General features: G+C 61.7%; 20 protein-coding genes. 8 read left to right on the top strand and 12 right to left on the bottom strand.

The genetic code is table 11. The features are described 5' to 3' along the window. Positions 1-2: 2 nt before the first annotated feature. On the bottom strand, positions 3-1,019 hold the full coding sequence (locus ACA041_RS18950; protein ID WP_497435667.1) for an aldo/keto reductase: 1,017 nt from the start codon (positions 1,017-1,019) through the stop codon (positions 3-5). A 119-nt stretch (positions 1,020-1,138) separates the two neighbouring features. Here ACA041_RS18950 and ACA041_RS18955 point away from each other — a divergent pair, with 119 nt between their 5' ends. The 5 genes from ACA041_RS18955 to ACA041_RS18975 all read left to right on the top strand — a co-directional run bounded on the left by ACA041_RS18955 (position 1,139) and on the right by ACA041_RS18975 (position 5,244). After that, positions 1,139-2,044, top strand: a complete 906-nt coding sequence (locus ACA041_RS18955) for a LysR substrate-binding domain-containing protein (protein ID WP_497435672.1) — start codon at positions 1,139-1,141, stop codon at positions 2,042-2,044. 124 nt (positions 2,045-2,168) lie between these two features. Next, positions 2,169-2,972 (top strand): MFS transporter, encoded by an 804-nt coding sequence (locus ACA041_RS18960; protein ID WP_497435677.1) that lies wholly within the window; start codon positions 2,169-2,171, stop codon positions 2,970-2,972. Between the two features lie 358 nt (positions 2,973-3,330). Continuing rightward, positions 3,331-3,693 (top strand): DUF6124 family protein, encoded by a 363-nt coding sequence (locus ACA041_RS18965; protein WP_497435681.1) that lies wholly within the window; start codon positions 3,331-3,333, stop codon positions 3,691-3,693. A gap of 56 nt (positions 3,694-3,749) precedes the next feature. Continuing rightward, on the top strand, positions 3,750-4,076 hold the full coding sequence (locus ACA041_RS18970) for an OB-fold domain-containing protein (RefSeq protein WP_497442116.1): 327 nt from the start codon (positions 3,750-3,752) through the stop codon (positions 4,074-4,076). Between the two features lie 247 nt (positions 4,077-4,323). Further along, a complete protein-coding gene (locus ACA041_RS18975) occupies positions 4,324-5,244 on the top strand; it encodes a LysR substrate-binding domain-containing protein (protein WP_497435686.1) in 921 nt (306 codons plus the stop codon). Here ACA041_RS18975 and ACA041_RS18980 read toward each other — a convergent pair. The 4 genes from ACA041_RS18980 to ACA041_RS18995 all read right to left on the bottom strand — a co-directional run bounded on the left by ACA041_RS18980 (position 5,165) and on the right by ACA041_RS18995 (position 9,363). Beyond that, positions 5,165-5,764 (bottom strand): DinB family protein, encoded by a 600-nt coding sequence (locus tag ACA041_RS18980; protein ID WP_497435689.1) that lies wholly within the window; start codon positions 5,762-5,764, stop codon positions 5,165-5,167. The two genes, ACA041_RS18975 and ACA041_RS18980, sit on opposite strands and share 80 nt — an antisense overlap. Before the next feature lie 87 nt (positions 5,765-5,851). Beyond that, positions 5,852-6,958, bottom strand: coding sequence for an NAD(P)/FAD-dependent oxidoreductase (locus ACA041_RS18985; protein WP_497442117.1), 1,107 nt, complete (start codon positions 6,956-6,958; stop codon positions 5,852-5,854). Between the two features lie 33 nt (positions 6,959-6,991). Then, entirely contained in the window at positions 6,992-8,305 is a 1,314-nt protein-coding gene (locus tag ACA041_RS18990) for an MFS transporter (RefSeq protein WP_497435694.1), read from the bottom strand. Positions 8,306-8,574: 269 nt separating this feature from the next. Beyond that, positions 8,575-9,363 carry an SDR family oxidoreductase gene (locus tag ACA041_RS18995; protein WP_497435699.1) on the bottom strand — a complete coding sequence of 263 codons (789 nt, stop codon included), beginning with the start codon at positions 9,361-9,363 and terminating at the stop codon, positions 8,575-8,577. 154 nt (positions 9,364-9,517) lie between these two features. On the opposite strand from ACA041_RS18995, the gene ACA041_RS19000 reads away from it, so the two are divergent. Both ACA041_RS19000 and ACA041_RS19005 read left to right on the top strand, forming a co-directional pair. Further along, positions 9,518-10,684 (top strand): iron-containing alcohol dehydrogenase, encoded by a 1,167-nt coding sequence (locus ACA041_RS19000; protein ID WP_497435704.1) that lies wholly within the window; start codon positions 9,518-9,520, stop codon positions 10,682-10,684. A 13-nt stretch (positions 10,685-10,697) separates the two neighbouring features. After that, positions 10,698-11,012 carry an NIPSNAP family protein gene (locus ACA041_RS19005; protein WP_497435709.1) on the top strand — a complete coding sequence of 105 codons (315 nt, stop codon included), beginning with the start codon at positions 10,698-10,700 and terminating at the stop codon, positions 11,010-11,012. A 75-nt stretch (positions 11,013-11,087) separates the two neighbouring features. On the opposite strand, the gene ACA041_RS19010 is transcribed toward ACA041_RS19005, so the two are convergent. Both ACA041_RS19010 and ACA041_RS19015 read right to left on the bottom strand, forming a co-directional pair. Next, the gene (locus ACA041_RS19010) at positions 11,088-12,032 is read right to left on the bottom strand and encodes a LysR family transcriptional regulator (protein ID WP_497435713.1); all 945 of its coding nucleotides are present in this window, start codon (positions 12,030-12,032) and stop codon (positions 11,088-11,090) included. Between the two features lie 97 nt (positions 12,033-12,129). Beyond that, entirely contained in the window at positions 12,130-13,068 is a 939-nt protein-coding gene (locus ACA041_RS19015; protein WP_497435717.1) for a cyclase family protein, read from the bottom strand. Positions 13,069-13,289: 221 nt separating this feature from the next. Between ACA041_RS19015 and ACA041_RS19020 the strand changes: the two genes are divergently transcribed. Then, the gene (locus ACA041_RS19020; RefSeq protein WP_497435720.1) at positions 13,290-14,294 is read left to right on the top strand and encodes a GlxA family transcriptional regulator; all 1,005 of its coding nucleotides are present in this window, start codon (positions 13,290-13,292) and stop codon (positions 14,292-14,294) included. 39 nt (positions 14,295-14,333) lie between these two features. Here the strand turns inward: ACA041_RS19020 and ACA041_RS19025 are convergent, their stop codons facing one another. From ACA041_RS19025 to ACA041_RS19045, 5 genes are all read right to left on the bottom strand, one after another. Further along, entirely contained in the window at positions 14,334-14,981 is a 648-nt protein-coding gene (locus ACA041_RS19025) for an amino acid ABC transporter permease (RefSeq protein WP_497435725.1), read from the bottom strand. Position 14,982: 1 nt separating this feature from the next. Beyond that, on the bottom strand, positions 14,983-15,663 hold the full coding sequence (locus ACA041_RS19030) for an amino acid ABC transporter permease (RefSeq protein ID WP_497435731.1): 681 nt from the start codon (positions 15,661-15,663) through the stop codon (positions 14,983-14,985). 3 nt (positions 15,664-15,666) lie between these two features. Further along, on the bottom strand, positions 15,667-16,443 hold the full coding sequence (locus tag ACA041_RS19035) for an amino acid ABC transporter ATP-binding protein (RefSeq protein ID WP_497435736.1): 777 nt from the start codon (positions 16,441-16,443) through the stop codon (positions 15,667-15,669). 16 nt (positions 16,444-16,459) lie between these two features. Then, complete coding sequence (locus tag ACA041_RS19040) at positions 16,460-17,425, bottom strand: ABC transporter substrate-binding protein (RefSeq protein WP_497435739.1); 966 nt, start codon at positions 17,423-17,425, stop codon at positions 16,460-16,462. 83 nt (positions 17,426-17,508) lie between these two features. Beyond that, positions 17,509-18,933 carry an amino acid permease gene (locus tag ACA041_RS19045; protein WP_497435742.1) on the bottom strand — a complete coding sequence of 475 codons (1,425 nt, stop codon included), beginning with the start codon at positions 18,931-18,933 and terminating at the stop codon, positions 17,509-17,511. Positions 18,934-19,020: the final 87 nt, after the last annotated feature.

Below are 19,020 nucleotides of genomic sequence, written 5' to 3' on the forward strand. Positions count from 1 at the left end.
GCTCAAGCTCCTGTGATAGGCAATGGTGCGCGCTCGGACACCAGCTTCGCTTCGCGCATCGCCTGCCAAAACGCCGCGGGAATCACCGCCGACAATGCCGCCACATCTTCGGCAATCCGCCCCGGACGGCTGGAACCTGGAATCACCGCCGCCACCGCCGGGTTCGCCAGGGAGAACTGCAAGGCCGCCGCCTTGATGTCGACCCCGTGGGCGGTGGCAATTCGTTTGATCTGCTCGACTTTATCGACAATCGCCGGGCTGGCCTTCTGGTATTCGAAATGCGTACCGCCCGCGAGGATGCCCGAGCTGTACGGACCACCGACCACGATCTCGACGTTCTGCGCCAGGGCGGCGTCCATCAGTCGCTGCAAGGCACGGTCGTGGTCGAGCAGCGTATAGCGCCCCGCCAACAGAAAACCGTCCGGCTGCGCTTCAGTCAGGTCAAGCGTCAGTTCGCATGGCTCGACCTTGTTCACGCCCAGGCCCCAGCCCTTGATCACGCCTTCTTCGCGCAAACGGGTCAGCACCTTGAACGCGCCGGTGCGGGCCTGGTTGAAGTACTCCAGCCATTGATCACCGTAGAAGTCCTGGGCGATGTCGTGCACCCAGACGATGTCCAGGCGATCTGTTTGCAGGCGCTTGAGGCTGTCTTCAATCGAACGCAGGGTGGCGTCGGCGCTGTAGTCGTTGACGATTTTGTTCGGCCGACCGTGTTCGAACACCCCGCTTTTTTCGCCCAGATCCCGGGCCGCGGCGTCTTCGACTTCATCGAGAATCACCCGGCCGACCTTGCTGCTCAGCACATAGTCATCACGGTTGTAGCGGGCCAGCGCGGCGCCCAGACGAATTTCCGACAGGCCGGAGCCGTAAAACGGTGCGGTGTCGAAGTAACGCACCCCGGCCTCCCAGGCGGCGTGCACGGTGGCCATCGCCTCTACTTCGGGGATGGCGCGGAACATGTTGCCCAGCGGGGCGGTGCCGAAACCCAGCGCGCCGGGCAGTTTGTCTTTCAAGCTCATGGGTGAATCCTCTCGAGTGTCAGGGTCAGCTCATGGGTGACCGTTGAGCAAATCCTAGATTGCGATGATCGGACCGTCCAAGACATAATGTGCAGCACTTGAGTCCCCAGAAGTCTGACATGATCGACATCCGCCAGCTGCGCTACTTCGTCGCCGTCGCCGAGGAAGAACACGTCGGTCGCGCCGCCGAGCGCCTGCACATTTCCCAGTCGCCCCTGAGCCGGCAGATCGCCCAGCTAGAAGAGCGCCTGGGGCTGACCCTGTTCGAGCGCAGCCAGCAGCGCATTCGCCTGACCCGCGACGGCCAGACTTTTCTCGCCGAAACCCGCGCCCTGCTGACCCACGCCAACCGCCTGGAATCCCTCGGCAAGCGCCTGGGTCGCGGCGAAGAAGGCGGCTTGTGCATCGGCTATATCGAAAATGCCATGCATGCCGGGGTGCTGCCGAATGCCTTGCGGGTGCTGCGGGTCGAGCGGCCGAACGTGCACGTCGCGCTGTACAACCTGAGCTCAGCCGAACAACTCGAAGGCCTGCGACAGCGTAGTCTCGATATCGCCCTGGTCAGTGAACCGCCCGTCGCCGACGACCCGGATCTGCTGGGCTTCCAGGTGCTGGACGACCCGATGCTGCTTGCCTTGCCCGAGCATCATCCACTGGCGCAGCAGAAGAACCTGACCCCCGCAGACCTCGCGGACCAGGAATGGATCGGCGTGCAACACCGCCAGAACTGCGCCAGCCGCGAAGACTTCGTCAGCGCCTGCATCCGCGCCGGTTTTACTCCGGACATTCGCATGGAGGCTACCGAACCTTTTACCGCGCTGGGGCTGGTGGCGTCGGGGCTGGGGATTGCGATGATCCAAAAGGGACTGAGTCGTAACGCTCCACCGGGCGTGGTACTACGGGACGTGCCGTGGATCGCCTTCACCACGCCACTGTGGGCGGCGTGGCACCGGATCAATCTGCGGCCGCTGGTGGAGACGTTCAGGAAAGTGCTGACGGAGCCGGGGGCGGTTAATAGCGGCTGAAATGTGCGCTGGGGCGGCCGGCCTCTTCGCCGGCAAGCCGGTCTCGCTCCCACAAGGGATATGGGTTGTTCCCACCATCCATGATCGACACCAAACCACTGTGGGAGCGAGCCTGCTCGCGAAGATGGTCAGTGGCCTGTCCGCAGGCGGTTTGCTGGCGCGGGCCTTGATTGGCTCTGTCAGCACCTGGGTCGGCTGGCGCGGGATGTTCTGCGCCGCCGCGGCAATAAATGTGCTGCTGTTCGTGGCGATCCTGATGCGCATGCCGGTGACCGCGCCGTCCAGCACCCTGCCCTATCTGCAACTGATGAAATCGATGTGGCAACTGGTGCGCGACCACCCGACCCTGCGTCGTTCGTCATTGACCGGCGGCCTGATCTTCGGCGCGTTGAACGTGTTCTGGGGATCGATGGCGTCGTTGCTGGCGCTGGAGCCCTACCACTATTCCAGCGGTCAGGCCGGACTGTTCGGGCTGTCGGCGATCGTCGGGATTGTCGCTGCGTCCTACCTGGGTCGACTCACCCAGCACTACGGCATCAAGCTCAGTTACCTGGGGACCGGCGCGGTGCTGGTGGCCTTCATTGCCTTGTACGCGGGCGGTGCTGCGGGGTTCTGGTGGTTGATCCTGATCTGCGCCACCGCGCTGGACATCGGCAACCGCGCCAACCAGCTGGCCAACCAGGCACGCATCCTGGCCCTGGCGCCGGAGGCGGTCAGCCGTCTGAACACGGTGTTCATGGTGACCTATTTCACGGGGGGTGCGCTGGGTTCGGCGCTGGGCGCCAGCGCTCGCGAAGAGGCCGGTACATTCAAGATTGATGTCGACTGCCACTGCGCCTTCGCGAGCAAGCCCGCTCCCACAGGTCGGTGTTTATCCGGCAGATGTCTTTTTTGTCGAGAAATCCACGCATTAAACATCGCCAGGTAGTCGTTGTTTAAACACCCTGCAGGTTACTTCACGAAAGCTACAGCGTCTTGCGCCGTTGCCTACGGTTACGCCAGAATCCGCCGGCTTGTGCGTCTTGGGGCCACTCGGTAACTTGATTCCCGTCACTGCCCATCAGTGATCGGGTTTCGCAGCCTGGGTAAACTCTAGACGCACAACGTCTACCGTCCATGAGCAGATGCTTTATCAGGTCTGTCATTGATGTCATGGCGACTGTGCGCGGGAGACCTTCGGGTCTGCCGGGTTCCTAGAGTCCTGGTCTGCGAACCCGCGTACAGTTGCCACCTATTTTTCGTTTCGCAGCGAATGGTGGCAGCTCCATTTCTCTAGGAGTTCGACCATGTTCAAGGTCACACCCAACCCCCCGGACACCGATCCGGCATCCCCCTACGAAAACCTCGATTCAAAAAAACTCCACGAAGCTGCCGAGCGCGCTCTCGATTTCCACCTCAACACGACCGCCGACATCAAAGCCACCCCACGCACACCCGGCACGATGTTCATCGTCAATCCAGCGCTCGATACCGAACCCCTGCTGGCCCATGCTTGCGAATCGCTAGCCTCGGCCAATGTCATGGCCATGGACCTGGCGGACCATATGGAGGGACCGAGCCGCAACTCCCTGCTGGGCATTGCGCAAGTCATCATGCTCGGCGAGCTGGCGGTGAACCGGGCGCTGGATCAACTCGATTCTCCCGGCTAAAACGCAAACCTGTAGGAGCCGGCTTGCTGGCGAAGAGGCCGGCACATTCAGCATCTTTGTCGACTGACACACCGCTCTTCGCGAGCGAGCCACATCTCTTCCCGGCCGTACCTGCCGAATCGCCGCTGAGCAGTCAATTCGATGACACCGACCTCGCCGTCGAGGGTCAGGTCTATAGCTTCACCATCATGCACCCGAGCCCGAAAAGCGGCCTGCCACCCTTCGTCCTGGCCTATGTCGACCTGCCCGGTCCAGTGCGCCTGTTCGGCCGCCTTGGAAAAAGCCCACTACCTAAAGGAGTAAGTATCGACGACGTCAAGGAGTACCGAGAAAAGTTTAAAAAAATCAAAACCCTGATCACAATGCAAATATATCTAAAATAGATTCGCTCCTTCAAAAAGCCAGGCAAGCCTACATTCGCGAAAAACGATAGTGATAACTAGTTAAGCTCATCGAAATCGCTAACTTCTCATCTACAGGATAACGAAAGCGAACCGGCTAATGTTTGGTGCGCCGGAGCGCAGATGGAGCGGAGCAAGTGCCCATTTCACAGCGGCCCGGACTCACCCACAACATAAACGCGCTTTGCTGCTTTACTGAAGATATCCAAAACCCAGCGAGCCCCCCACCATGAACCGCAACGACCTGCGCCGAGTGGACATGAACCTGCTGGTGATTTTCGAAACCCTGATGTTCGAGAAAAACCTCACCCGCGCCGGGGAAAAGCTGTTCCTCGGCCAGCCCGCCGTCAGTGCCTCGCTGGCCAAGCTGCGCGATCTTTTCGACGACCCGTTGCTGGTGCGCAACGGTCGTGCGCTGGAGCCGACCCAGCGTGCGTTGCAGATTCTCAAGGAGTTGCAGCCGGCGATGGACACCATTTCCGGTGCGGTCAGCCGGGCCAAGGATTTCGACCCGTCCACCAGCCGTGATGTGTTTCGCATCGGTCTGTCCGACGACGCCGAGTTCGGGCTGTTTCCGCCGCTGCTCAAGCAGATCCGCGAGGAGGCGCAGAACGTGGTGGTGGTGGTGCGCCGGGTGAATTTCCTGCTGATGTCGTCGATGCTCGCCACCGGGGAGATTTCCGTCGGGATCAGTTACACCACGGAGCTGCCGGCCAATGCCAAGCGCAAGAAGCTGCGGGACCTGAGCGTGAAGATCCTGCGCGGCGACAGCCGTCCCGGCACCCTGACCCTGGATGACTATTGTGAACGACCCCATGCGCTGGTGTCGTTTTCCGGGGATCTGACCGGTGCCATCGACAACGACCTGGCGCGTATCGGTCGTTCGCGCCGGGTGGTGCTGGCGGTGCCGCAGTTCGCCGGCCTGCGCGCGCTGCTCGCAGGGACCGATATGCTCGCCACAGTGCCGGACTACGCCGCGTGCGCGTTGATCGAAGGCAGCAGCCAGTTGCGGGCCGACGACCCGCCGTTTGACATCAACCTGTCCGAACTGTCGATGGTCTGGAACGGGGTCAACGATAACGATCCGGCAGAACGCTGGTTGCGCTCGAAAATTGTACAGCACATGTCCGCGCCACTGGCGGCGCATTGAGCGGGCGGAAAAAAGTAGCCTGATCGGACTCGCGCAGGTACACCGGCATGTCCGTGACCGGTGGCATGGCCGGAATCTCGAAATACATCTGCACCACCCAGCCGCGGTGATAGCTGGCGTGATTGACCACGTGCAGCAGCATCGCGCCGGCGCTCATGGTGCCGCTTTCGCCCGAGACGAAACTGAATTCGACGGGTAGGTCCAGCGATTCATCGGTCTGCCTTTCGCACCAGTCGCAGTACCAGTGATCGATGGCCTTCTGCGCCACGCGCAGCTCGGCCAAATCGGGATGCAGCAGATCGTGTGAGGTCTTGAAGCCGTGCCCTCGGCCTTCGAGGTGGGCCTGCCAGATGCAGTCCACGACGTAGATGTGGTTCAGGGTGCCGATCATGTTCTTGAATACCGAAATCCGCTCTTTTTTCACCTCACCCGGGGGCAAGGCCACCAGGCTGTCAAAGAGGCGTTGATCGGCCCAGCGTTTGTAATCGGCAAGCATGCGGGCAGTGCGTACGTTGATCATCAGAGGTCTCCCATTGCAATGGGCGCACTGCCAAGCATAGCCCGCATCGACGAACGGCATCGCAAACGCTGATCATCGGTACACCTGTTACCGGGCGAGTGTCGCCAGCACCCGCTCGGCCAGTGCCAGGCAACTGGTCAAGCCCGGCGATTCGATACCGAACAGGCTCACCAGCCCCGGCACGCCATGGGTGGCCGGACCACTGATGACGAAGTCGGTCGCCGGCTCCGACGGGCCGCTGATTTTCGGCCGGATGCCGCTGTAGGCCGGTTGCAGGCTGGCATCGGGCAAGGCTGGCCAGTAACGCCGGATCGCCTGGTAGAAGCCATCGGCGCGGTGCGGGTCGACGCGGTAATCGACCTGATCGACCCATTCGACGTCCGGCCCGAAGCGTGCCTGCCCTCCCAGGTCCAGCGTCATGTGCACGCCCAACCCGGCACTTTCCGGTGCCGGATACACCAGATGCCGGAAGGGTGCCCGGCCGCTGAAACTGAAATAGCTGCCCTTGCACAAGCGCGCGGTGGGAACGTGCTGTGATGGCAAGCCTTCGATCCGGCTCGCCAGCTCAGGCGCGGATAACCCGGCGCAGTTGATCAGTTCTGCGCAGCTCAAGGTCATGGGCTGGGCGCCCCCCATCTGCAGCTCGAAGCCTTGCTCGATGCAACGGGCAGCGACCAATGGCGTGTGCAGCGCAATCGAGGCACCACTGGCTTCGGCGTCTGCCTGCAGCGCCAGCATCAGCGCATGGGAATCGACGATGCCGGTGGAAGGCGACCAGAGCGCGGCGACACAGGACAATGCCGGCTCCAGCTCCCGAGCCTGCCCGGCGTCCAGCCATTGCAAGTCATCGACGCCATTGCGCCGCCCCTGCTCCAGCAACTTGTGCAAGGCCGCGCACTGGCTTTCATCGGTGGCCACGATCAGCTTGCCGAGGCGCTGATAATCAACCCCGCGCTCATCGCAGAAGGCGTAGAGGCGTTGCTTGCCCTCCACACACAATTGCGCCTTGAGGCTGCCGCCGGGGTAATAAATCCCGGCGTGGATCACCTCGGAATTGCGCGAGCTGATGCCCACGCCAATGCCCTCGCCCGCCTCGACCAGGATCACTTCCCGCCCGCTGCCGGCCAGGGCCCTGGCCACCGCCAGGCCGACCACTCCGGCGCCGACCACCACGCATTCGATATCGACGTTCACCTGCGCTTTATCCATGTCAAAACCGTGCTCATATCACGCCAGCCCCCGCTCCCGATAATCGATAAGGCTGGAGAATATCGCCAGCAACAGGGCCATGACCACGAAGAAGATCAATACCAGGAAATACGAGCCGGTGAACTGCACGATCAACCCGATCATGATCGGCACGATGACCCCGGCCATGTTGCCGCAGAAGTTCATGGTACCGGCCAGCACACCGGTTTTCGAAGTACCGCCGAGGATCGACGGAATGCACCAGTACATGCCGCACCACCGGATGAAAAACATCGCCACGCACAGCAGGCCGATCGCCTTGCCTGCCTCGCTGGCATAGGCCACCGCCAGCATGCACAGCGCCGCCACCAGTGCCGAGCCGCTGAACATGCTGCGCATCACCAGATTGGGCGAGGCGCCGCTGGACTTCCATTTGTCGCCCAGATAACCGCCCACCAGTTCGCCGACGAAGCCGCACATGAAGATCAGGAAGGTCGCACCGCCCATGCTCGAAATGTTCAGGCCGTGGGTCTGGTGCAGGTAGCTTGGCATCCAGGTCAGCAGACCGTAGAACACGCTGAGGATGCAGCAGTAACCGGCGAACATTGCCAGCACCGAGCGATCTTTCAGCAGTTCCTTGAGCGGGATGCTGGTCACCGCGCCGGGTTGGCTAACGGTGCTGTTGCCTTCGGTGATATGCGCCAGTTCCGCCGCGTTGACCCCAGGGTGCTCGCTGGGATGGTTACGGATGTATTTCCAGGCCAGCACGCCGGCGAGCATGGTACCGACACCGGCGATCACAAAGGCGATGCGCCAGGAATCGAACCAGCCGATCAGGCCGGCGATGATGATCGCGCCGAAGGCACTGCCCAATGGCGCGCCGCCGTCCACCAATACTGCGCCGCGCCCGCGTTCGTTGGGGGTCAGCCAGGCGCCATTGAGCTTGGCCCCGGCGGGCATGATCGGCGATTCGGCGATGCCCAGGCCCATGCGCGTGATCAGCAACGTGATCCAGTTGTGCGCACCGGCGGCCAGGGCCTGGAAGGCGCCCCAGGCCACGGTCGCGATGACAATCACCCGCCGCGTCTGGAAGCGATCGAGCAGCATGCCGCCAGGGATCTGCATCAAGGCGTAGGACCAGAAAAACGCGCTGAGCATCAGGCCTTCCAGCGCCGGCGGGATCTGGAACTCGGCGGAAATCAGCGGCAAGGCCACCGACAGCGAGGCGCGGTCGATGTAGTTGATGGCGGTCAGCAGCAACATGATGAGGAAGATTCGCCAGCGCACGCTGGTGGGACGCTCGGTTGCGGACGCGGCTGTCAGCCGCAGTGTTTCGGCACTCGGATTGTTCATGAGGGGGCGCTCTTGTTGTTGTGGATGCAGCGACCCAACACTTCTCCATCGCAACACAGGCCTGTAGGAGCGAGGCTTGCCCGCGAAGAACGATAACGCGGTGTACCTGGTAGACCGCAGTGTTCCCTTCGCGGGCAAGCCTCGCTCCTACGGGTTTTGTGTCGTAATGGAGAGGTATTGGGTAAGCGGCTCCACTCTAATCACGCGCCCGACAGCTGAATAATGAGGGGATCTGATTGGGGGATCACCGAATGTCATCCCCCAGGCGATCAGAACGTACCGGGGTAACTGCCGCCGTCCAGCAACAGGTTTTGCCCGGTGAGGAAGCCGGCGTGGGCGCTGCAGATGAACGCGCAATAGGCCCCGAACTCATCGGGCTGGCCGAAGCGCTGGGCGGGAACATGTTTGCGCCGCTGTTCGCTGATGCTGTCGACGCTGGTGCCACTGGCGTCGGCGGCGGCGCTCAGGGTTTTGTGCAGGCGCTCGGTGTCGAACGGCCCGGGCAGCAAGTTGTTGATGGTCACGTTGTTGCCCGCCAGCCGCGACTGCCGCGCGAGCCCGGCGATGAATCCGGTCAGCCCGCTGCGCGCGCCATTGGACAGGCCGAGCACATCGATCGGCGCCTTCACCGCACCGGAAGTGATATTGACGATACGCCCGAAACCACGCTCGGCCATGCCATCGACGCAGCCCTTGATCAGCTCGATCGGCGTCAGCATGTTGGCATCCAGCGCCTTCAGCCAGTCCTCGCGCTGCCAGTCGCGGAAGTCGCCCGGCGGCGGCCCGCCTGCGTTATTGACCAGGATGTCGACCTGGGCACAGGCGGCCAATACCTGCTCACGCACCGCCGGCTCGCTGATGTCCCCGGCCACCGTGCGTACTTCGATGCCCGGTGCCAGTAGACGCAATTGTTCGGCGGCGGCCTGCAAGGTGTCATTGCCACGGGCGTTGATCACCAGGTTGACCCCCTCCTTCGCCAAGGCTCGCGCACAGGCCAGCCCCAGGCCTTTACTGGCGGCACAGACGATCGCCCAGCGCCCCGTTATTCCCAATTCCATGACCATGCTCCTGACCGTTGTAAAACCTTAAGTTACCACTGCAACCCGGCTCGGCGGGGGATGACAAAGGGTGATCACCGGATCAGACCTTTTCATTATCGGCCGTCTGCGGCGCTTATTAGTGTTTGTGCACCAATAAGAACCGGAGAATCCGATGAACCCGTTTCAGTTTTACTTCCCCACGACCTTGAAGAGCGGCAATGGCCTGGTGCGTCAGGCCGGTGCATTGCTCAAGCCCCATGTGCGCAGAAAACTGCTGGTGGTCACCGATGAAGGCTTGATCGCATCGGGTGTGCTGGAAGGTTTTTTCGCCTCGCTGGCCGAGAGCGAGATCAGCTACGAAGTGTTTTCCGGCGTCGAGCCCAACCCCACCACCGACGTGCTGGAGCGCGCCGTGGCGTTCCTGAAAAACCATGATTGCGATTCGGTGATTGGCGTCGGGGGCGGCAGCAGCATCGACACTGCCAAGGGTGTGGCCGCCATGGCCACCAACCCTGGCAACATCCTCGACTACGAAGGCTACGACAAATTGCTGCAGGCGCCGCTGCCGATTTTCGCCATTCCCACCACCTCCGGCACCGGTAGCGAGTGCACCGCGTCCACGGTATTCACCAACACCAGGACGTTGTTCAAGACGGTGATCATCAGCCCGGCGCTGTTTCCCAAACTGGCGATTCTCGATGCCGAACTGACCCTGAAGTTGCCGCCGTCGATCACCGCCGCCACGGGCATGGACGCCTTGACCCATGCCATCGAATCCTACGTATCCAAGCAGGCCAACCCGGTCAGCCAGGCCCTGGCTTTGCAAGCGATCAAGATGATCTGTACGCACCTGCCGAAAGCGTTTTTCAGTGGCAGCGATTTGCACGCACGGGAACAGATGCTGCTCGGATCCTTCCTCGCCGGGGTGGCGTTCGCCCAATCGAAACTGGGCAACGTGCATGCGATCTCCCACACCTTCGGCGGCGTGTTCAACATTCCCCATGGCATCGCCAATGCCACGCTGTTGCCCTACGTCATCGAATACAACCTGGCGGCCTGCCCGGAGCTGTTTCGCGAGATCGCCATCGCCATGGGCGAAGACGTCGACGGCCTGAGCCCGACCCGCGCCGGGCACAAAGTGTTCGACCACGTGGTGACGCTGAACAAGGCCATCGGCATCCCCGACAACATCAGGGACCTGGGCGTGGACCTCGACTACATGGCGCAGATGGTCAGCGACTCGATGCGCAGCGGCAACGTGCTGGTCAACCCGCGCCTGACCACTGCCGCCGACATCGAACGGATCATCGGCAACGCCTTCCACGGCATTCATTCCTGAGAGAAAAAATCCCATGTTTTACGAAATGCGCACCTACACCCTGCAGATCGGAAAAATGCAGACCTACCTCAAGCACTTCGAGGCAAACGGCCTGCCGGTGATCTCCCGCTATGCCACCCTGGTGGGCTGGTGGTACACGGAAATCGGCGAGCTGAACCAGGTCATCCACATCTGGGCCTACGAGAGCCTGGATGAGCGGATCAAAAAACGCGCCGCGCTGTATCAGGACCCGGACTGGCTGGAGGGCTTCGTGCCGATCGCATTCCCGATGCTGGAGAAGATGGAATCGAAATTGCTGATCCCCGCCGATTTCTCCCCAATCAAATAACCCCTGAACCAGACCGACAGTACATAAACACCCTGTGGGAGCGAGCCTGCTCGCGAAAGCGGTGTGTCAGACTCATCAAGGGTGACTGACACAAGTAGTCAGGTCCTGCTGCAATTCGTTGATCAGCAGGACCGCCGCCGGCGACAGGTCGGCGCCGGCCCGGCTGATCACGCCATAAGGCTCGATCAAGGCCCGCATCGACACCGGCAGTTTCACCAGCAGGTCGAACTGCTCGCAGAATTCGGCGACTTCCACCGGGATCACCGCCAACAGGGTCGGGTCCTGTTGCACCAGCAGGATGGTGGCGAAGGTCGACGAGGTTTCCAGCAGATAACGCGGCACCTGCAGTCCCGCCTCGGTGAGTTCACGCTCCAGGGCCTGGCGCATCGGCATGTCCTTGGGGTAGACCACCCAGCGGTAATCGCTCAACTGCGACAGCTGCAACGCCTGTGCAGCGGCCAGCGGATGGTGCTTGCTGGCGACTACCGCCAGGGGTTCTTCGGTCAATTCGACGCAGTCGTACGCGGCCGAGCGCTGGCCGACGCTGGCGCGGCAAATGGCCAGGTCCAGCCGTCCCTGGTCCAGCAAGCCGAGCAAGGTGGCGCTGGTGTTTTCCACCAGTTCGACCGACAGTTGCGGCTGCTTGAGCCGCAACTCGGTCAAGGCCCGGGTCAGTAACGGCACCGCGCCCATGATCACCCCCACCGACAGCCGTCCGCCCTGGCCCTGCATGATGCTGAGCATTTCTTCACGCAGGTGTGCGACGTCGCTGTAGATCAGCCGTGCATAACGAATCATGCAGCGGCCCATTTCATTGGCGACCAGGCCTTTAGGCTGACGTTCGAACAGCGGCATGCCGATCATCGATTCGACCTCATGCAAGGCCTTGGTGGCGCCGGACTGGGAAATCGAGATGTGCTCGGCCGCCTTGTGCAGGGAGCCGCGATCATCCAGCGCGATCAGCAGGCGCAGTTGTTTGAGACGCAGGCGTGCAGCGATGCTGCAAAGGGAAGGAACCATATCCGTGTGTTCTCGTTTCATAGGACAAACCAACGACAAAAACGGGTCAGGCGATGAATGCTCATCCCCGGGCCCGTTGCGGGTGACAGGCGGGTCTTTAGCGAATCGCCACCGGGTTGATGTTGACCTGGGTCGAGCCCTTGTACAGCGGCTGCCCCAGCACGAACATGAACTCCCAGGCCTTGTCCCGGACCAGCGCGCGGCTGTCGATCAGCTCGAGGTTGTAGATGCCGTTCTTGGCCAGCATGAATTGGTTGACCGGGAACTCCTGGCCGTCTTTGCCAGGGTAGATTTCCGAGGCCCAGGTATCGCCGCCGAACGCGACGATCTGCTTGTCGGCCAGCCACCTGGCGGCGGCCATGCCGATGCCCGGTTCCACGGCGAGGAACTTCTCGTTGTCTTTACCCAACAGCTCCAGCCAACCGGTGTTGAACAGCACCACATCGCCCTTCTGGATGGTGATGCCTTGCAGGTCCAGGGCTTTCTGGATGTCGGCGACGCTGAACTCGGTTTTCTCCGGCACGATGGCGCTGCCATACACCGCCGTCATGTCCAGCACCACGCCACGGGTGACGATCGGCGGCACTTTTTCGATGCCGAGTTTCTCCACCCCTTCCACGGTCACGAAGTCCGCGGCGCGGTTGCCGTTGTAGTAGACGTTATCGATGCCGATGTGGCCGATGCCGTTGAGTTGGGTGCCGACCCCGGTCCAGCCCACCACCAGTTCATCGTTGAAGGTGAATTTATTCGGCCCCATGGTGGTGCCGCCGGCTTCGCCTGGCTGAATGTTGGTCAAGTGAAAGCTGCGGTGGCGGAAGGCCGGAAGGTTTTTATCGATGGGCACGGCCAAGGGGTAGGTTTTGCCGGTCTTGATCAGTTTCGAGGCGTTGAGCACTGACTCGGCGTTCAATAGATTCAGTGCGCCGATTTCATCCTTGGCGCCGTATTTCGACGGATACCATTTTTCCGCGTCGGCGGCGTGGGCGGCATTGAGGGTGAACAACAGGGCGAACGGCAGTACCAATCGGTTCAGCATGGGAAGGTCCTAGTCTAGTTGCAATGAACCCAAGGTACGCAGCCCGGTGGTGGGGAAACAGACAGGTGCGGGCAATACAATTGTTCTGGATTGTCACGAGTCGCCCTTGTAATTGACTGCGGGCAGCCATTTCGTCGTATGAAGGTTGAACTCTGTTGGCCGCAATGACATAAATCCCGGAAATCCGGCCGGCTTGATCCGGCATTGTCGAATAGAAGCCCATGAACAAAATCGCCCGAACGCCTGGCCCCAATCAACCGCGTTCAATCGTCTTCCTCGCTTACCCCGAGATGGGCCTGCTCGACTTGACCGGGGCTCAAACCGTGTTCTGGGCCGCCTCCAAAGCCATGGCCGAACGCGGTTTGCCGGGCTACCAGCGACATACGGCGAGCCTCACCGGTGGTTTGATCCAGACGGCCGAGGGCCTTGCGGTCGAGACGTCGAGATTGAGCGACTTGGCCGATCATTCGATCGACACGCTGATCGTGCCCGGCGCGCCGAACATTCGTCAGGCCATGAATGAATCCCTGGAACTGGTCGCCTGGCTGCAAGCCGCAGCGGCCAACGCCAGACGCACCGCCTCGGTGTGCAGCGGCGCCTTTCTGCTGGCTCAGGCCGGCCTGCTCGACGGTCGACGCGCCGCCACTCATTGGCTGCTGTGCGACATGCTCAAGCAAGGTTTCCCGTCGATTGAAGTCGACAGCGATGCCATCTTCATCCAGCAAGGTCCGGTGTGGACGTCGGCGGGTGTCAGCGCCGGCATCGATCTGGCGCTGGCCCTGGTGGAAGCCGACTGCGGCCGTGAAGTGGCGTTGGAAGTGGCCCGGGAACTGGTGGTGTTTCTCAAGCGCCCCGGCGGCCAGGCCCAATACAGTCAATTGCTGCAAGCGCAAACCGGGGACGGGGCCGCCTTCGACGACCTGCACCTGTGGATCGCGCAGAACCTCAGCCAGGCAAATCTCACGGTCGAGACATTGGCCCAACAGGTGCAGATGAGCCCTCGCAACTTTTCCCGGGTCTACAAACTCAAGACCGGCCGCACCCCGGCCAAAGCTGTCGAAGTGTTGCGCCTGGAGGCTGCCCGGCGCTTGCTGGAAGATTCCGAACGCAACATCGATCAGATCGCCCGGCAGTGCGGGTTTGGTGATGAGGAACGCATGCGCTTCACCTTTCAGCGCAACCTGAGCATCTCGCCACGGGATTATCGCAAGCGGTTTTCGCTGTAGGAGCCAGGCTTGCCGGCGAAGGCGATCTCACGGTGGTCGTCAATGCCGCGTCCTGCGCTCCAGCAACCTCACCCCAAGCGACAGCGGATAACACAACGCAAAGTAGATCGCGCCAACCAGGATGTAGATTTCCAGCGGCATGAAGTACACCGAACTCAAGTCCTGCGCCCGCAACATCAGGTCCGGCGCCGCGATCAGCGATGCCACGGATGTGTCTTTCAACAGCGAGATCGCCACGTTGCCGATGGGCGCCAATACGATGCGGATGGCCTGGGGCAACACCACCCAGCGCAACACTTTGAGGTGCGGCATGCCGATCGCCTTCGCCGCTTCCACCTGCCCCTTGGGCACAGCCTCGAGACCGGCGCGGTAGATCTCCGACAGGTAGGCGGCCGCATTGAGTCCCAGGCCGATCATCGCTGCCTGGAACGAGCTGAACTGCACGCCAATTTCGGTCAGGCTGAAGTAGACGATGAACAACTGCACCAGCGCCGGGGTGCCGCGAAAGACTTCGATGTAGATCAGAGCGGCGCGGCGCAGGGGCCGGTTTTTCGACAGTCGCGCCAGCGCCACCAGCAGACCGACGACCAAGCCGATCACCAATGCGCCGAACGCCAGCTGCAATGTGGCCCAGGCCGCCGCCAGCAGTTCGACATGGGTTGCTTCCCACAACTCGCCATAGCCCATATCAATGCTCCTTGACGACTTTGAGACGACGTTCGGTGCGCGCCGCCCAGTGGGAAAGCACCAGGCTCAGCACTAGGTAGATCATCGCGAGCAGGAAGTAGATCAGGTTGGTCTGGTAGGTTTCGCTGACCAGCATCCGCGCCTTGAAGGTCAGCTCCGGTACCGCGGCTGCCGAGGCCAGGGAGGTGTCCTTGAGCAGGCCGATGGCGAAGTTGGCCATCCCCGGAATCGCCACCTTGAAGGCCTGGGGCAACACGATCATGCGCATGGCCAGGGAGCGAGTCATGCCGATGGAATAGGCCGCTTCACTTTGCCCGCGATCGATGGTGCGAATGCTCGACCGGAACACTTCCGAGAGAATCGCCGCACCGTTCAGACCGAAGCCGATAATTGCCGCACCGATGGCCGGCAAGGTGATGCCGATATAGGTCAGGCCGAAGTACAGGATGAACAGCTGGGTCAGGATCGGTACGTTGCGAAAGATCTCCAGGTACACACTGGCCATCAAGCTCAGCACACGACTACGGGACAGGCGCATCAGCGCCAGGCAGAACCCCAGCAGGGTCGCCACCACAAACGCGGCGGCCGTCAGGCCGACCGTCGTCAGCGCACCGATGCCCAGCACATTCAAAAAGTACGGGAGCATGTCGATGGCTTTGTTCAGTGCAATCGAATCGAACATCGATCAATGCTCCTGCACGGCGCGGATGAAGGAGCGGGTGCGGTCGATCTGGCTCTCACGGAAAATCTGTCGCGGCGGCCCCTGTTCGACGATGTTGCCGTCGGCCATGAAGATCACCTGATCGGAGACGCTTTCGGCAAAGCTCATTTCGTGGGTCACGATGATCATGGTCATGCCCTCCTCCGCCAGCTTGCGCATCACGCCCAGCACTTCGCCGACCAGTTCCGGGTCCAGTGCCGAGGTGGCCTCGTCGAACAGCATCAGCTTGGGTTGCATCGCCAGCGCCCGGGCAATGGCGATCCGTTGCTGTTGCCCGCCCGACAGCTGTTCCGGGAACGCATCACGCTTGGCGAACATGCCGACCTTGTTCAGCAGGTCCTCGGCCTGTTCCACCGCTTCGGCGCGGCTGCGCTGTTGCACCTTGAGCGGGCCGAGGATGATGTTGTCCAGCACCGAGAGGTGCGGGAACAGGTTGAAGCGCTGGAACACCATGCCGATTTCGGCGCGCATCCGCGCCAGCTCCTTGTCGCTCATGGGCACTTTGCGAGTGTCCACCAGGCGCTGGCCGATCAGTTCGTTATCGATGTAAATGTCGCCTTTGGTCGGCTCTTCCAGGTAATTGACGCAGCGCAGCAACGTGGTCTTGCCCGAGCCGCTGGGGCCGATGAGCGAGATCTTCTGGCCCTGCTGCACGTTGAGGTCGATGCCTTTGAGTACGTCCAGGCTGCCGAAGGACTTGTAGAGCCCCTCGATCCGCACCAGTGGGGTTGATTCAGCCATGATCCAGGTCCTCTACTCAGGCAAAGGCCTGACTGAAATCACGCGGTGGGTGCTTGAACGGCCCGATAAGGTTGCCCTGCTCATCGCGGTCGACACCGATGCGCGGGTCCTTGGTCGGAGGCACCAGATAATCGGGGTTCTTGATCCCGTATTTGGCGAGGATCGGCTGGATCTGATTCGTGGCCTTGAGCCAGCGCAGGCCCTGATTGATGCCATCGAACAAGTCCTGGTGCTGCGGGTGCACGCCCCAGATCGCCTCGAACTTGGCGGTCAGGCTGGGGAATTTTTCGTCGTAGGACATCGGGATCTGTTTGAGCTTGAGGCTCGGGTCCTGGAGGATCATGTAGTCGATGGTCGGCGCATCCAGTACGGCGAAATCCAGACGCCCGGCCCGCACGTCACGCAGGCAGGAGTCGGTGTTGTCGTAGAGTTTGACCTCCTTCACGCCGTCGATTTTCTTCATGTCGGGGATAGTGAAATAGCCGGTGATGGCGCCGATGGTGCGGCCCTTCACGTCGTTGACGGTGATGGCGGTGTCGAACGGCTCGTTGTCGCGCATGATCACGTAGGCGCCGGTGTAGAACACCGGGTCGGTCAGCAGCAGGATCTTCGAGCGCATCGGGTTCCAGGCGAAGTTGCCACCGAACCAGTCGGCGCGACCCGATCTCACCGCTTCGACCACCGCCGGGAAGCCCATGGTCAGCACCTCGAGCTTGAGCTCGAGGCGATCGGCAATAATCTTGAGCAATTCCAGATCGGTGCCGACGGGCACGCCTTCCCGCAACGCCCCCAGGGGCATGTCGCCCAGGCAGGCCGCGGTCAGGTAGCCCTCGCGCACCGTCTTGATCGGTTTGCCCGCGGCGAAGGCGAAGGACATCGGGCCCATGGCGCTGCCCACCATGGCCGCCAGTGAGCCGTAACCGGTGGCTTTGAGCAGCCCGCGTCGGGAAAAACCCCGGGTATCAAACTTGAAGTCGGACATAGATCACCTATTGGCAAATTATTGTTTTGACCGGTACAAGCCTTACCATTCGAGCGCCGTCCCTGGCTGGATGTCCCTGAGTTCTACGACCGCGTCGGCAGACCCGCGAGGATGTCGATGGCGTTGACATGGGGCGTGTTCGCCTGCAGGCGTCGACGCTTGAGGATCAGATAAGCGGCGGACACCACCAGCAGGCTGACGAGGCTGGCCAGGAACTGTGTGCGCAAGGATTCCTGGAATGCCATGGCCAGTAAAACACCCGCAATCACTGCCACCACAGCATAGGACAGCCACGGGAACAGCCACATTTTCAGGGTCAGGCGGGCCGGTGCCGTGGCCTCGACCTGACGCCGCACCTTGATCTGCGCCAGCGCAACCGCCAGGTACACGAACAGCATCACCGCACCGGAGGCGTTGACCAGAAACAGGAACACGCCTTCTGGAGAAATGATCGCCGCCATGATGGCGATGTAGCCGATCACGCTGCTCAGCAGCACGGCGGCTCTTGGCACTTTGCGGCCGGTAAGGGTCGACAGTTTCGCCGGAGCATCACCGCGCTGGCTGAGGCCGAACAGAATCCGCGACGACACGTACAACCCCGAGTTCAACGCCGAGAGCACGGCCACCAGCACCACCGCCTGCATGATCATCGCCGCGCCGGGAATGTGCATGACCTCCAGCGCCGCCACGAACGGCGAATGGCCGGCCACGATCTGGCCCCAGGGCACCACGCAGACGATCAGGAAAATCGAGCCGACATAGAAGGTGATGACCCGGAAGATCACCGAGCGGGTCATGTTCGCCACGTTCTTCGAGGGATCGTCGGATTCCGCCGCCGCAATGGTCGCGATCTCCGCGCCGCCCACGGCGAAGATCACCGTCGGCACCCCAGCCAGTACCGCACTCACCCCATAAGGCATGAAGCCGCGGTCATTCACCAGGTTGCCCAACAGGTCGCTGGTGCTCGGGGCGAAACCGAACAGGTAGGCGCCGACCACGAAGATGAACACGATGATCGCGAACACCTTCAATGAAGCGAACCAGTATTCGAATTCGCCGTAGGACTTCACCGACAGGCAGTTGATCGCGGTCATGATCGCCAACAGGCTCAGGCCGATCATCCACGCCGGCAGCGGTATCCATTGCTCGAGGATATTGGCCCCGACCACCGCTTCCACGGCGACCACGATCACCCAGAAGTACCAGTACAACCAGCCACTGGTGAACCCGACCCAATTGCCCAGGCCGATTCGGGCGTATTCGGTGAAGGAACCGACACCGGGCAAGGCCACGGCCATTTCGCCGAGCATGCGCATCACCAGCATCACCACGATGCCGGCAGCGAGATAACTGAGGAACGCGGCCGGGCCGATGGCCTGAATCGTTGCGCTACTGCCGACAAACAGACCTGCGCCGATGATCCCGCCAAGGGAAATCATGGTGATATGGCGCTGGCGCAGAGCCCCGCTGAGGCGTTGTTGAGTGGGTTGGGTATCGGCGTGGTTCATTGAATGACCTCCGCGGTGTGGGATGGGGTCGAACGACCGGATAATTTCATCGAAGATTTTGCGCGGGGGGGACAACACACCGGATAC

This window comes from Pseudomonas sp. LBUM1676 (assembly GCF_059695605.1).